The 14,153-nt window shown below is 32.2% G+C and carries 14 protein-coding genes; 13 read left to right on the top strand and 1 reads right to left on the bottom strand.

Annotated elements, in window-relative coordinates; all coding sequences use genetic code 11:
* Positions 1-255: 255 nt before the first annotated feature.
* Positions 256-1,170 (bottom strand): manganese-dependent inorganic pyrophosphatase, encoded by a 915-nt coding sequence (locus GMC_RS0100400; protein WP_010520275.1) that lies wholly within the window; start codon positions 1,168-1,170, stop codon positions 256-258.
* Between the two features lie 329 nt (positions 1,171-1,499).
* Here GMC_RS0100400 and GMC_RS0100395 point away from each other — a divergent pair, with 329 nt between their 5' ends.
* The 13 genes from GMC_RS0100395 to GMC_RS18440 form a co-directional block, all read left to right on the top strand.
* Positions 1,500-2,150: a membrane protein gene (locus GMC_RS0100395; protein WP_010520274.1), complete on the top strand. Its 651-nt coding sequence runs from the start codon at positions 1,500-1,502 to the stop codon at positions 2,148-2,150.
* Positions 2,151-2,153: 3 nt separating this feature from the next.
* On the top strand, positions 2,154-2,882 hold the full coding sequence (locus tag GMC_RS0100390; protein WP_010520273.1) for an SCO family protein: 729 nt from the start codon (positions 2,154-2,156) through the stop codon (positions 2,880-2,882).
* The gene (locus tag GMC_RS0100385; RefSeq protein ID WP_010520272.1) at positions 2,882-3,457 is read left to right on the top strand and encodes a DUF420 domain-containing protein; all 576 of its coding nucleotides are present in this window, start codon (positions 2,882-2,884) and stop codon (positions 3,455-3,457) included. Before GMC_RS0100390 ends, GMC_RS0100385 begins: the two co-directional genes overlap by 1 nt.
* Positions 3,454-3,669 (top strand): hypothetical protein, encoded by a 216-nt coding sequence (locus GMC_RS0100380; protein ID WP_029489523.1) that lies wholly within the window; start codon positions 3,454-3,456, stop codon positions 3,667-3,669. The genes GMC_RS0100385 and GMC_RS0100380 overlap by 4 nt, the downstream gene beginning before the upstream one ends.
* Positions 3,670-3,896: 227 nt before the next feature.
* Entirely contained in the window at positions 3,897-5,333 is a 1,437-nt protein-coding gene (locus GMC_RS21780; RefSeq protein WP_010520270.1) for a leucine-rich repeat domain-containing protein, read from the top strand.
* A 59-nt stretch (positions 5,334-5,392) separates the two neighbouring features.
* Complete coding sequence (locus GMC_RS0100370) at positions 5,393-5,971, top strand: conjugal transfer protein TraO (protein ID WP_010520269.1); 579 nt, start codon at positions 5,393-5,395, stop codon at positions 5,969-5,971.
* Between the two features lie 14 nt (positions 5,972-5,985).
* Entirely contained in the window at positions 5,986-7,644 is a 1,659-nt protein-coding gene (locus GMC_RS0100365) for a leucine-rich repeat domain-containing protein (RefSeq protein ID WP_010520268.1), read from the top strand.
* 350 nt (positions 7,645-7,994) lie between these two features.
* Complete coding sequence (locus GMC_RS0100360; RefSeq protein ID WP_010520267.1) at positions 7,995-8,696, top strand: ABC transporter ATP-binding protein; 702 nt, start codon at positions 7,995-7,997, stop codon at positions 8,694-8,696.
* Entirely contained in the window at positions 8,689-9,936 is a 1,248-nt protein-coding gene (locus GMC_RS0100355) for an ABC transporter permease (protein WP_010520266.1), read from the top strand. The genes GMC_RS0100360 and GMC_RS0100355 overlap by 8 nt, the downstream gene beginning before the upstream one ends.
* Positions 9,929-11,206 (top strand): ABC transporter permease, encoded by a 1,278-nt coding sequence (locus GMC_RS0100350; protein ID WP_010520265.1) that lies wholly within the window; start codon positions 9,929-9,931, stop codon positions 11,204-11,206. Before GMC_RS0100355 ends, GMC_RS0100350 begins: the two co-directional genes overlap by 8 nt.
* Before the next feature lie 24 nt (positions 11,207-11,230).
* Positions 11,231-12,361, top strand: a complete 1,131-nt coding sequence (locus GMC_RS0100345; RefSeq protein ID WP_010520264.1) for an efflux RND transporter periplasmic adaptor subunit — start codon at positions 11,231-11,233, stop codon at positions 12,359-12,361.
* The gene (locus tag GMC_RS0100340; RefSeq protein WP_010520263.1) at positions 12,358-13,695 is read left to right on the top strand and encodes a TolC family protein; all 1,338 of its coding nucleotides are present in this window, start codon (positions 12,358-12,360) and stop codon (positions 13,693-13,695) included. Before GMC_RS0100345 ends, GMC_RS0100340 begins: the two co-directional genes overlap by 4 nt.
* Positions 13,696-13,765: 70 nt before the next feature.
* The coding region (locus tag GMC_RS18440) for a hypothetical protein (protein ID WP_010520262.1) at positions 13,766-14,153 on the top strand (388 nt) is incomplete at its 3' end.

The following is a 14,153-nucleotide window of genomic DNA, read 5'->3' as shown; positions in this document are numbered from 1 at the left end:
CCAAAAATGAGATTGTTGAAAAATAAAAAAATAGATAGCTATTATTTTGCTCACGGAATTCCTAAAATAAGAATTGACAAATGTTTTTATTTACCAAAATAAAATAAACCCTTAAAAATCTCGCTTGTAATCTGAAAATTAGCGAAAATAAAGCTATTAATAACTTAAACTAACAACAAAAAAATTAGCTGCGGATTTTAGGTATTACATACAAAGCCTCATAACAAAATTTTAATGCGTAATTGGGATTTGACACTACAAAACTGGTATAATTTGTTTTTTCCTGGATACTACTCCTGGTAACACTACCAGTTCCGAAGTTGGAGCCGCTTTAAATGAATTCTCTGCGATAGTTTTTACCGACTCATTAGGCACAAAAAATGTAGCCTCCTCATTTAAAATATCAATTACAAAAAGCAACACCTCATCAAGCTCTTCACTCAATTTAACATTTTCAATAGTTTTCAAAATACTATCCTTACGGTCTAAAACAATATTAGGTGCTGTAGTTTCTAATACCGAAATACGGTACTTTTTCCCACCTACTTCATATTTTTTACTGTCCATTTTAATCAAATCTTCATCTGAAAAATGAGACACATCCGATTTTGCTTCAAACATTTGTATTGCATACTGTTTCACATCAATATCCAACTGTGTCGATAGTAACAAGGCAATTTCTTTGTCCTTATCGGTTGTGGTTGGACTCCTGAACTCCAAAGTATCTGATAATATACAAGACAACATTAAACCTTTTATTGCTTTTGGCATAGCTTCAATATCTGCAGCTGTCATTAATGTAAACATGACCGATGCACATGACGCCAAGGGTTTTATACTAATATCTATCGGTGCGTTTGTGTGTATTCCGCCGACTAATTTATGATGGTCGATTATTTGAATAATCTGTGTGTCGTTAATATTGTCAAATAATTCTTTAGGATTATTTGTATCAACAATAATTACTTTATCCGTTTCGGAAACTTTTTCTAATACATCAGGAACTTCAAAACCCCAATGTTTTAAAACAAATAACGTTTCTGTGTTTGGAGTTCCTAAAACATAGGCTTTTGCATCTATCCCTTTGTTATTTAAATACCAAGCCCAAACTAGCGCCGAAGCTGTTGCATCTGTATCTGGAGATTTATGTCCGAAAATTTTAACTGACATTATATTTTATTTATAATTTTTGTGCGAATTTATGAAACCTTTTCGGTTTTGCAGTATTCATCGATTATTTCTATACACAAAAATAACTATCAAACACTAAAAATTTCCTTCTTACAGTAAAACAAAATTTATAATTCTGTTATATTTTAATAATTCTTTGGTAAAAAACAAGCTTTGCTTAGTACCTTTGTTTATTAAAACATCTTAAATTTTCGACATATATATAAAACTCCTTTTAGGCATTAAGAAATATTAAATGTCGTTGGTTTAATTAGTATATGATTAAGGTCAATTTTATTACGCCTTTTAAATCAATATAACGCAAAAAAATGAAAAAAAAGTTTGTATTAGGAGTACTTTTTATTTTACCACTAGTGGCATATTTGTTTTTTGCTTCTGGTGTCAACCACTTTTCAAAATTACCCGTTTTAGAAACTAAAATTGGAGATATCACTCGTTTTTCAGAGCCTTCGGATAGTATTTCGTTAAAAAACCACATTACCATTCTTGGCTTTATGGGAAACAATTTAGACGTTACGAAGGGGAATATTTTTAACATAAATCAAAAAATTTACAATTATTTCCATAATTTTTCCGATTTCCAAATGCTGATGCTTATGCCAAATGGCACACAAAATTTGGTAGCTAAAACCATGAAAGAACTCGATGGATTAACGAATACGCATAAATGGAAATTTATTTATGCCGAGCCGTCAGAAATCCGTTCATTTTTTAAAACATTAAATTCCCCTTACGCTTTAGATGCCTATTTGCATACGCCCCAAGTATTTATTATCGATAAAAATGGAGCGCTACGCGGCAGGGATGATGATGATGAAGTTGGTAAACTGTATGGTTATAATTCTGGTTCAGTTTCAGAAATCAATGGAAAAATGAAAGATGATGTCAAGGTGATTTTAGCTGAATATCGCTTAGCGCTGAAAAAATACAACGATTCAAAAATTAAAATTTCAGAATAAAAAATGAAGAAATATTCATATGTAGGCATATCATTTATTATGCTACTATTTGGAATTATTTTTGTTCCCAGAATTGTTGATAGAATTAAGGAAACAAAAATAGTAAGCAACAGTCGTATGAGTGCCGATAACAAGATCACTAACGAAAAGCTGAGCTACATACTCATTAATGGCGAAAAAAAGCAAATTCCTGAGTTCGCTTTACGTAATCAGGATAGTTTAATTATTACTCAGCATGATTACAAAGGAAAAGTAACCGTGGTAGATTTCTTTTTTGTAAACTGCCCTACTATTTGCCCTAAAATGACCAGCAATTTGGTGTATTTACAAAATGAGTTTAAGCAAACTACTGACTTTGCCATAGCCTCATTTACCATTAACCCAAAGTACGACACCCCTACCCGCTTAAAAAAGTACGCCGAATCCCATAAAGTAACCAATCCGAACTGGCATTTTTTAACTGGTGATAGAGAGCAAATTTATAATTTGGCAAAAAAATCATTCAATTTATTTGCGGAACAAAATCCAAATGTCCCTGGTGGATTTGAACATTCTGGTTATTTTGCTTTGATGGACAAACAAGGCTTTATACGTTCGCGTTACGATGTACATGGTAATCCAATAATTTATTACCGGGGTACAGTTAGCCTAGAAGAAAAAATAGCAGACAATGGCGAAGAAGAACAAATAAGTATTTTAAAGAAAGATATTCAAAAATTACTTGAAGAATAATGAGTCAACAAACAATTGAAAAAAAACAAAATAGAATCATAGCCGTACTGTCTATAATTATTCCTTTGGCAGTAGCTGGATTATTTACAATTCGTATTCCTGGAGTAGAGCGCCTAGGTTTTTTACCTCCAATTTATGCAACAACCAACGCCATTACATCAGTACTACTAGTTTTTGCCGTTATACAAATAAAAAAAGGGAATAAAGTAGTTCATGAAAAAGCAATTAAAGCAGCCATGATATTATCAGTACTCTTTTTACTGTTATACGTAGCTTACCATGCCACTGCTGATGCTACTAAATTTGGCGACCTCAATTCCAATGGAATTTTGGATGCCTCGGAAAAAGCAGCCGTAGGTGCTACAGCTTATTTTTATTACTTTTTGTTAGCAACACACATTTTACTTTCAATTGTAGTCATTCCCTTTGTGTTAGTTACTTATGTACGTGCCGCAAATGGTAAATTTGAACAACATAAAAAAATTGCAAAGTATACATTTCCTTTATGGCTATACGTTGCTGCAACAGGCGTAGTTGTTTATTTAATGATTTCTCCGTATTACCCAGTGTCATGAAAGTAAAATTCAAACATATAAGCTTTTTACTTTTTTTGCTTTGCGCGAAGACAAACTTATGGTCGCAATGTGCCATGTGCCGCGCCGCTTTGGAAAGTGAAGAAGGTAAAAAACTAGCCGAAGGTGTCAACGATGGCATCACTTTTTTAATGATTATCCCCTATATATTGGTGGCTATTGTTGGCTATCAAGTTTTCAAAAAAAAGAAATAATCTTTTTCTTTCCTCAAAAATTGGTTTAAAATTAATCATTAGTATAAATTTTAATTAAACAAATATAGTGGTGATCTCAGGCCGTACACATTAATATATTGATTATTTAAAATTTATGATTCATGCTAATACTTTTTAATTATTTTTACAGCCACTAAAAATTAGGCATTTACTTACGATTTATTAATATTTTAAAATTTCGAAGAAACGTTCAAAATTTTATAGCTATGAAAAACACACTACAAAAAGCAATAATCCTTTTAGTATGGGTTGTTGTACCACTATCATGTTCTAAAGAAATTGAAGTTACAACAACAGAAGATAAAATAGTAACTATTCCTGCACCAGAGGTTATACAAGTTGAAAGTGCCTTGATTTCGGAATTTGGTTTTAAATCTGCTGCTAGCAATGAAACTGTCACACCAGCATATATTGAAATAGATGATCGATTTAAAACTATTGATGTTGCTTTTCCTTATAAAACAGACGTGTCAGAATTATCAACTTCTATCACACTAACCGATGAAAACGGAACAATTTCGCCAAGTCCTAATGAAAGCAATGATTATACAAAACCAGTCAGCTTTACCATTACTACTCCAAATGCTGAAACAGTAACTTATGAAGTTAAGGTATTTGTACCCGAAATGTCGGAGCGAGATGCTTTGATTACTATGTACGGTGGGCCATCATCATTTACAACATGGGATATTGATGATGAAAATATGAACAATTGGGCAGGAGTTGTTGCAGAAGGTAATAAGGTAATCGAATTTACAATTCCAAATTTTCTGCCCATAAACCTAGCTTTAAATGCAAATGCTAAAAATTTAGTTCACCTAAAAAAAATAGAGCTTATAGGAGACTCTTCTAATGCAATATTTCTTTCTCATTTGAAACAATTGGAAGAAATTCGACTAGAATCAAGAAGAGCAATTGACTTCAACAAACAAATACCAGATTGGATATTTAATTTATCTAATTTAAAAAAATTAACTTTTAAAAATTCTGATCCTACTATTTCAAATAATATACCCCCATCAATTGATCCCTTAAAATTCGACAAATCATTTAAATCTTCGTCTATTGAAAGTCTTATTCTTGAAGATTATAGTTTAGAAGAATTTCCTGCTGAGATTTTAGCTTTAAATAATTTAAAAGAATTAACAATCTCTAATTCCACCTTAAGTAGTATTCCTGATGAGTTAACCGCGTTACCAAATTTGATTGAACTCGATTTTTCAAAAAACCAAATTGAGGCAATACCAGATAATCTTTTTAACTTTACTGATCTTTTAAAATTATCTATAGAAAATAATGAAATAAAATCTATATCTGCATCTATTGGAAATTTAAGTAAGCTTGAAAGCTTAAATCTGAATTCAAATCAATTAGAAAATTTACCTAAAGAAATTGGAAATCTTGAAAATTTAAAATCTATCAACTTGAGATTTAATGATGAACTATTATTTATTCCAAAAGAAATTTGCGATTTACAAGATGAAGATACAAGGATTTTTAAAGATGATAGTACCTTATGCGAAGGAGATCCTGAACCAGAACCAACTCCTGAACCAGAACCAACCCCCGAACCTGAACCAACTCCTGAACCAGAGCCAACTCCTGGACCTGAGCCAACTCCTGAACCTGAACCTATTCCATAACATTTATAGGTACACTCACTCATAACAAATTAATTAAAATATTAAATAACAAAATAAACATGTTAAAGAAATCACTTTCTACTTTTTTTATATTGGTATTATTTACAAATAATATAATTACAGCTCAAGAAAACAAAGCAGCTATATCAATAAATGGTGGTATCGTTCAAGGCGGTTTTGGAGGATCAGTCAATTTTAATTATTTGGTAAATAAAAATGACTTTATTGAAATAGGCGTATTAGGAAGTTTTAGTAATGCAGAGGTAGACGAAATAAAAGTTCCGATACAGTTGTACGCAGCAAATATTGGCTTTTTTTATAATTTATTTAGAAATAAAGCCAAAGATTACAGTGATTTATTAGCTGACAGTGCAAAAAAAATTGATCTAGCTATTGGAATTGGAGGCTCTGTAGGTCAGGAAACCTTAAATGATAATGATCCAATGATTAACGAACGATTTACAATAAATTCTGAAACTGAAACCATAGTTTTTGGTGGATTCATTGGAATAGACGCCAACTATTACATCAATTCTAAATTTATGATAAACTTAAAAATTAATGAGTTTTATCATGCCAACAGTGAAATTGGCAAACTATCCGCATACGCTGGCTTAGGATTTAAATTTCGTTTATAATAAAGTATACAACCATGAAAAACATATTATTACGCTATTTACTAATTGTTATAACGCTACTAATATTACCTTCATGCTCTCAAGATATAGAAGTGGATGTAGTAACGGAAGAAAATATTATCAACCAGCAAGAACCTGCGCCTGAGGTAATATTTACTAGTACACTAATTACAGAATTTAATTTATCCACAGCTGATGGCACCGTTTTGATACCAATATCTATGGATGTAAATGACGTTAGTAAAACTATAGATATTACCTTTCCATTTGGCACCGATGTTTCTGCATTAAATACAGAGATAAAACTATCCAAAGAAACCTCTTCAGTTACACCTAATAGTGAGGCTTCAATTGACTATTCCAAGGAGGTTGAATTTACCATAGAAACTCCTAATGCTCCTAACGTAAGTTATCTTGTAAATGTTTTTGTTCCTGAAATGACTGAACGAGAAGCTTTGTTATCTATGTATAGAGCAAGCGGAACTTTTTTTGATTGGGATAGAGATGACACAAATATGAATAATTGGGGAGGAGTTGAAGCTGATGGCGATAAAGTCACTTCTTTACGAATTATGGGTGGATCATTTCCTCAAATAGTATTTCCCAATGAAAATACAAAAAACTTAGTACATTTAAAAAGTTTGATTTTTTTTGGGAATACTGATGAAGTAATTTTCTTTAGTTCTTTAAAACAAATTGAAAATATTAGTTTAACTTCTAGAAAAGATAGTAATAAACAAATACCTAAATGGATTTTCGATTTACCCCAATTAAAGTCTATTACAATTGATTTTACTACACCTACAATTAATAGAATTATTCAGTCCGAAGAAGATCTAAAATTTAATAACCAATTTAAATCTGAAAATTTAGAAAGTATTTTTATTAAAAACTTTCGCTTAAATAGCTTTCCTCAACAATTTTTAAGCTTCGAAAAATTAAAATCATTATCACTAATAAATACGTCATTAATTAACCTACCGTCTTTAAATACTTCTCAAAATTTAGAGTTTCTTGACATTTCTATGAACAAAGATTTAAATATTTCAAATTTAAATGTTTCGAACTCTCTAACAAATTTGAACTTATCAAATAATGGTATTGATATACTCCCTAGTTGGATTTTTACACTTAACAAGCTCAAATCATTAAATCTATCCGACAATGAATTAACATCTCTTCCAAATGACTTTTCAAACTTAAATGAATTAGAATCACTCAATGTATCCAAAAATGCCATCAGCATGCTTTCAGATTCTATAGGAAATTTACCGCTATTGACTACAGCAAATTTTAGTAATAATGAGCTAAATAATTTACCCGATTCTTTTTCGGAACTTGAGGCTTTAAACAGATTGGATTTAGGAGAAAACAAATTTACATTCATACCTAATTCAGTTTTACAGTTAAAAAGTTTAACTTCTTTAGACTTAAATAACAATAGCCTTCAATTTTTATCAACTACAATAGATAAACTTGAAAATCTAGAAAACCTATCGATTAGAAACAATAAATTAACTACACTCCCACTTCAAATGGGTAGAATGATAAAATTAAGAAACATTAGTGTAAATGGCAATCCTGAATTGACAATCATACCTAAATCAATTTGTGATTTAGAAGCTACTGGTACAAGAATTTCTAAAGACAACACTACCACTTGTGAAGAATAAATTATTGTAACCAACAAAAAAATAACCGTTCTAGTTCACACCCCAAAAAAAACTTAAATAGCTAGTTGCTGCTGTTTAAGTTTTTTTTTGTCTATTTATTTGACACACACGCTCCCCTTCAGAGTTATATAAATATATTTAACGATGGTTTAAGTGTACTATATATGTATACCTATTAACAAGCCCGCACCCCATCACAATAGTTTATACAAATAAATTATTGTGTTAAATTTTATGAAAAGTTTAAGATTTTAAAATTTCTAACTATTTGAAAATTAATTTTAAATTCTTTTATTTGTAGTGTACTAGTTTAGTGGTACACCTTTTTAACCAACTTAAAATTATAACTCATGATTGAAATCAAAGATTTACACAAGTCTTATCAAATGGGGTCAAATTCATTACACGTCCTTAAAGGAATCAATTTTAATGTTAAAAAAGGTGAACTGGTTTCCATTATGGGATCTTCTGGATCTGGAAAATCCACACTACTCAACATTCTGGGTATTTTGGATGAAGCTGATGAGGGCAGCTATATTCTTGACAATACTTCCATAAAAAATTTAAGCGAAAAAATAGCTGCGGAATATCGAAATAAATTTCTAGGATTTATTTTCCAGTCGTTTAACTTAATTAACTACAAAAATGCGATTGACAATGTAGCTTTACCGCTTTACTACCAAGGTGTGGGTCGTAAAGAACGCAACGACAAAGCCCTCCACTATTTAGAAAAAGTGGGACTGGCTAATTGGGCAACTCATTTACCCAACGAACTTTCTGGAGGGCAAAAACAACGTGTAGCAATTGCCCGTGCTTTAGCTTCGGATCCAAAAGTATTGCTTGCCGATGAACCTACTGGTGCTTTGGACACCAAAACATCATATGAGGTTATGGAACTTATCCAAAACATCAATGATGAAGGTAAAACCATTCTTCTTGTTACTCACGAGCCTGATATTGCTCAAATGACAAAACGAATTGTTGACCTTAAAGACGGACTTATTATAAACGATACTCGAATTGAACCTGTAAAAGCTAAAGCACATGTTTGATATTGAACGTTGGGAAGAAATTTTCGAAGCCATATCTAAAAATAAGCTACGTACCTTTTTGACTGGTCTTTCAGTAGGTTCTGGAATTTTTATTCTAATTATTCTTTTAGGCATTGGTAATGGGATGAAAAATGGTATCCAAAGCAAATTTGAAGAAGATTCGGCCTCCTTAATTGTATTATGGACCGAAGCAACTTCTATGGAATACAAAGGACTTAACGAAAATCGAAAAATTGATTTTACCCTTGATGATTTTAATTACGCTGGTAAAAGATATAAAAGTGAAGTTGCCGAGGCTACCACAAGATATAGACGTTGGGGTGCTTTAACTACTTATAAAAAAGAAAGCGGTTCTTATGCTTTAGTCGGTGCCATGCCCGATATGTTAAGTATTGAAAATGCTTCCTTAAATGCAGGGCGCTTCATTTCGGAAGATGACTTAAAAAACAACGCCAAAGTAACGTGTATAGGTATTCAAGTTGCTTACGATTTATTTAAAGACTACAACAAGGCTGTTGGCGAATACATTCAGGCTAACAATATACAATATAAAGTAATTGGAGTATACAGCGATCCTGGCGGAGAACGGGACAACACCAAGTTGTTTGTCCCACGTACTACTATGGCTCAAATTTATAATAATAAAGAAAATGTTGGTGAGCTTTTTTACACGCTTACGCCCGAAAGTAACTTCGACAAAACCAATGAAAAATCAGAAAAGTTTTTATCGCAATTCAAATCTTACTTAAGGAAAAAACACAACGTACATCCTGATGACCTTAAAGCCATTCAATCTCATAGCTCACTTGACGAGGCAAAAAAGTTTATTAATTTAAACCGAATCATGAGTTTGTTTTTTTGGGGTATTGGAATTTTAACCCTTATTGCAGGTATTGTTGGTGTATCCAATATCATGCTAATTATTGTTAAGGAACGCACTAAGGAAATTGGCATTCGAAAAGCGTTAGGGGCTCAACCAGGATCAATTATTACCATGATTTTACATGAATCCATTTTTATAACCACTATTTCAGGTTTTATAGGGTTATTTTTATCTTTAGCACTACTTCAATTTGCGGGACCTGAAATAAAATCAGAATTTATTTTAAATCCATCGGTAAATTTTGGTGTTGCAGTAACTACAGTAATTTTACTCATTGTTGCTGGGGCTATTGCCGGATATTTACCTGCTCGACATGCTTCTAAAATTAAACCTATAATTGCATTAAGAGATGAATAGCAACTTATTTAATAAAGATTTATGGAAGGAAATTATTGAATCTATTCGGTCCAACGGTTTTAGAACAATTATTACTGCATTTGGTGTTTTTTGGGGCATTTTTATCCTTGTATTGCTACTAGCCGCTTCAAACGGATTAAAAAATGGTATTCTTAGGGCTTTTGATGGCACGGCTACAAATACTGTTTTTGTATGGGCTCAAGGAATTTCTAAATCATATAAAGGATTGCCTAAAGGCAGAAGGTATCAATTTGATGTTAAGGATGCTGAAGCTATACGCAGAAATATTAAAGGACTGGAAACCGTATCACCCCGAAACAGACTTGGTGGTTATGGAGCCGCAAATAGTGTACAATATAAATTAAACTCAGGCTCATATAGTGTATATGGCGATTATCCTGAAATTTCTACACAACAATCCTTAGGCATACAAGCAGGTCGTTTTATGAACTATAGCGACATTGAAAGCAACAGAAAAGTAGCCATTATAGGCGTTGGTGTAAAAAATGAACTTTTTACTAATGGTGAAGATGCATTGAGCAAATACATAAAAATCCAAGGAGTGAGCTTTAAAGTCGTTGGTATTTATAAAAAAATGGGATCTGGCGGAGGCGATGCTATTGAAAAGCAAAGAGAAATTTACATTCCCTTTACCACCTATGACCAAGCGTTTAACAACGGGAGTAAAGTTGGTTTTTTTGCTATTACTGCGGACGATAATCACACGATTACATCATTAAAAGAACCTATTTTAGCACTACTGCGCGAACGCCATAATATTCATCCTGAAGATAAAAGAGCTATAGGCAATTTTGATTTGTTTGAAATGTTCAATAATATATCTGGCCTATTCATTGCCTTGACTGGTGTAGCTTATTTTGTTGGATTTTTAATATTAATTTCAGGAATTATTGGAATTAGCAACATTATGCTCATTGTTATTAAAGAACGTACTAAGGAAATTGGCGTACGCCGAGCTTTAGGAGCTACCCCTGCTAATATCAGAAGCCAAGTACTTATCGAGTCCTTATTTCTTACCATTATCTCAGGTATGGCAGGAGTAAGTTTTGCTGCTTTTTTGATAGCCATTTTAAATTTTATTTTAGATAAAATTGACGACCCTGACATGATGTTTGCTAATCCGTCAGTCAGCTTAATCAACATTGCTCTAGCACTTTTTATACTTACCATTTGCGGCTTGTTAGCAGGACTAATTCCTGCGCAAACAGCCATTAAAATTAAACCTATTGAAGCTTTAAGAAACGAATAAACTAACTTATTATACTACATATCAATGAAGAAATCTACCACCGTTGCTATTTTAATACTCATAATAGTAGTCTTTACCGCATCACTAGTCTATTTTTGGAAAAAAAATCAAAAAAGTTCTGTTGTTTACAAAACAAAGCAAGCAACCACAGAAACTATCACATTAAGCACCATTGCTACGGGTAGCGTAGTACCTGATGAAGAAGTATCTATCAGACCTAATATTTCTGGAGTAATTCAGGAAATTTATGTGCAAGCTGGTGATTTTGTAAAAGCTGGCGATAAAATTGCCCGAATAAAAGTAATTCCTAGTATCAATAATTTGCAATCTTCCCGTAATGGTGTACAAAGCGCAAAAATTAATTTAGCTACGCAGGAAAAAATTTTTAAACGTCAAAAAGAACTTTTTGATAAAGGCGTAATTTCTGCCAATGATTTTGACCAAAGCCAAAATGCATACGAACAAGCAAAACAAACCTATAATGCCTCAAATGAGAATTACCAAATTGTTAAAACTGGTACTGCTAAAGGATTTAACAATATTGCTCAAACCATCATAAAAGCCACTATTAGCGGACAAATTTTGGATATTCCCGTGGAAGAAGGAGTGCAAGTAATTCAAACCAATAATTTTAATGAAGGAACTGAAGTAGCTTCCATTGCCGATGTGAGCAAAATGATTTTTAAAGGAAAAATTGACGAAAGTGAAGTAGGTAAAATAAAAGAAGGCATGCCTATTAAAATTACGATAGGTGCCATGCCTGACAAGGAATTTGATGCTACATTAAACTATATTGCCCCAAAAGGTTTTGCTGTTAATGGCGCTGTTCAATTTGATATTGAAGCAAAAGTGATCATTCCAAAAGATTCAGGAATTAGAGCTGGACTTAGCGCCAATGCTTCTATAATTTTGGATAAAGCTACCGATGTTTTAGCCATTAGTGAAGCCTTACTTCAGTATGACAAAGAAACAAAAAAACCTTATGTTGAAATTGAAACCGGTGAGCAAGAATTTGAACGTAAAGAGGTGACTTTAGGCATTAGCGACGGCATTACAGTTGAAATTAAAAGTGGAGTGACTAAAGAGGATAAAATTAAAGAATGGAATGCAATTACTATTCCTGAAGAAAAAGAAAAAAGAAATCATAAACTATGAAAAAGTTACTTATAACAACCTTTGCTTCAGTAGTTTTTTATGGTTTGGGCCAAGCCCAGAAAGAAAACACAAAAACAGTATGGAGTATTCAGGATTGCATGGAATATGCCATAAAAAACAATTTACAAATTCAGCAACAACAACTGGATTTACAGGATGCTGATATTAATAAAAATGATGCTAAAAACGCTTTTTTGCCAGATTTAAATGGTAGCGCCAGTAATGATTGGAATTTTGGATTTAGTAGAAACATAAATGGAGTATTGTCAGAACAAAATACACGTAGTTCCTCATATTCGCTTAATTCAAACATTCCTATTTACAATGGAAGACAAAATTACAATCGCTTACAAAGAGCTAAACTTCAAAAAGTAGCCAACCAATACAACATTGACCGATTAAAGGATGATATTCGAATAAATATTGCCAATAGCTACCTTCAAATTTTACTACAACAAGAAAATTTGAACGTATTAAAAGCACAAAATGACATTACGTTGGAACAAATTAAACGTACCCAACAGCTTATTGATGCTGGTAATTTACCCGAAGGAGATGTATTGCAATTAAAAGCTACTGCTGCCGAAAATTTACAAAATATTGCGAATAGCGAAAATAGTGTTGCAATTGCAAAGTTAGGACTTAAACAAATATTACAACTCAACTTTGAAAATGCTTTTGAAATTGAAAAAATTGAAATTGAATTTAAAGAACTTCTTATTCTAGATCAGGATGTAAGTCAAATTGTAGGTACTGTCCTTAAAAATAGAAATGAAATCAAATTAGCAGAGCAAAATATCAAGCTTGCTGAGAAAGATATAACTATTGCCAAGGGCGCTTTTTTTCCGACAATTTCAGGAAATGTTAATTACAATACTGGAGAAATAACAATTCAAGATACTCCAACTACAGTTCCTTTCTTTGATCAATTAAACAACAATAAATCATTTGGATTTGGAGCTAGAATTGATGTTCCAATATTTAACCGATTTAGGGTAAAAAATAATGTTGGAAGAAATAAAGTAACTATGTTACGTTCACAAAATCAATTAGAGCAAGCCAAACAACAGCTTACCCAAAATGTATATCAGGCGTATTTGGACGCCAAAGCTAGCGACACTTCTTTTGAAGCTGCCAAAGTTGCCGTAACTGCGCAGGAACGCGCGTTTGAATATGCAAAAAATAGATTCGAAGTTGGGATTAGTAATTCCCTCGATTTTACTCAAGCGCGTATTGCTTACCAAAATAGTCAAACACAATTGCTACGAGCAAAATATGATTTACTATTTAAAGTAAAGCTTCTGGAACTTTATTATGGCAATGCTATTGAATAATTAATTGTGGTATTATTATTGACATTAAGCGAATACTAATACCATAATTTTTTGCCTTAATAGTATTTCTATGAAAAAAATACAGCTTTTACTGCTATTTCTAACGCCATTATTTTTTGCCAATTGTGATCAATTTTATTGTGTTGAGTATACGATTAGTAACACCTCAGACAAGGACATAAATGTTCGTTTTTCTTCTCAAGAATTTGAAATACCTCAAAAACAAATCGTCGTAAAAAGTAATAGTAACGCTGTATTACATGAATATTTTGCTTCAGGACAGCAAACAAACACATACCTTAAAAATCTAAATACTCTGGCGTTTGACAACCTAACGATCAGCACTACGGATTCCATAAGCTACAACAAAAACCCTATAAATATTAACTTGTGGCAAAAAAACAAAGAAAGAAAAACTGATGGCTGTGGAAACATTGTACTTAAGGTGACAGCTAACG

Origin of the sequence: Aquimarina agarivorans (assembly GCF_000218485.1) — a bacterium.
In the GTDB taxonomy this organism is placed as follows: Bacteria; Bacteroidota; Bacteroidia; order Flavobacteriales; family Flavobacteriaceae; genus Aquimarina; species Aquimarina agarivorans.
The sequence above is the reverse complement of the archived record's forward strand: the minus strand, read 5'-3'. Positions and strand labels throughout refer to the sequence as shown.

What these genes read in the sequence shown, in the direction of transcription:
- GMC_RS0100360 (WP_010520267.1), top strand. Translation starts at nt 7,995, where the DNA reads ATGATTGAAATCAAAGATTTACACAAGTCTTATCAAATGGGGTCAAAT.
- GMC_RS0100350 (WP_010520265.1), top strand. Translation starts at nt 9,929, where the DNA reads ATGAATAGCAACTTATTTAATAAAGATTTATGGAAGGAAATTATTGAA.
- GMC_RS0100365 (WP_010520268.1), top strand. Translation starts at nt 5,986, where the DNA reads ATGAAAAACATATTATTACGCTATTTACTAATTGTTATAACGCTACTA.
- GMC_RS0100390 (WP_010520273.1), top strand. Translation starts at nt 2,154, where the DNA reads ATGAAGAAATATTCATATGTAGGCATATCATTTATTATGCTACTATTT.
- GMC_RS21780 (WP_010520270.1), top strand. Translation starts at nt 3,897, where the DNA reads ATGAAAAACACACTACAAAAAGCAATAATCCTTTTAGTATGGGTTGTT.
- GMC_RS0100370 (WP_010520269.1), top strand. Translation starts at nt 5,393, where the DNA reads ATGTTAAAGAAATCACTTTCTACTTTTTTTATATTGGTATTATTTACA.
- GMC_RS0100385 (WP_010520272.1), top strand. Translation starts at nt 2,882, where the DNA reads ATGAGTCAACAAACAATTGAAAAAAAACAAAATAGAATCATAGCCGTA.
- GMC_RS0100355 (WP_010520266.1), top strand. Translation starts at nt 8,689, where the DNA reads ATGTTTGATATTGAACGTTGGGAAGAAATTTTCGAAGCCATATCTAAA.
- GMC_RS0100340 (WP_010520263.1), top strand. Translation starts at nt 12,358, where the DNA reads ATGAAAAAGTTACTTATAACAACCTTTGCTTCAGTAGTTTTTTATGGT.
- GMC_RS0100380 (WP_029489523.1), top strand. Translation starts at nt 3,454, where the DNA reads ATGAAAGTAAAATTCAAACATATAAGCTTTTTACTTTTTTTGCTTTGC.
- GMC_RS0100400 (WP_010520275.1), bottom strand. Translation starts at nt 1,170, where the DNA reads ATGTCAGTTAAAATTTTCGGACATAAATCTCCAGATACAGATGCAACA.
- GMC_RS0100345 (WP_010520264.1), top strand. Translation starts at nt 11,231, where the DNA reads ATGAAGAAATCTACCACCGTTGCTATTTTAATACTCATAATAGTAGTC.
- GMC_RS0100395 (WP_010520274.1), top strand. Translation starts at nt 1,500, where the DNA reads ATGAAAAAAAAGTTTGTATTAGGAGTACTTTTTATTTTACCACTAGTG.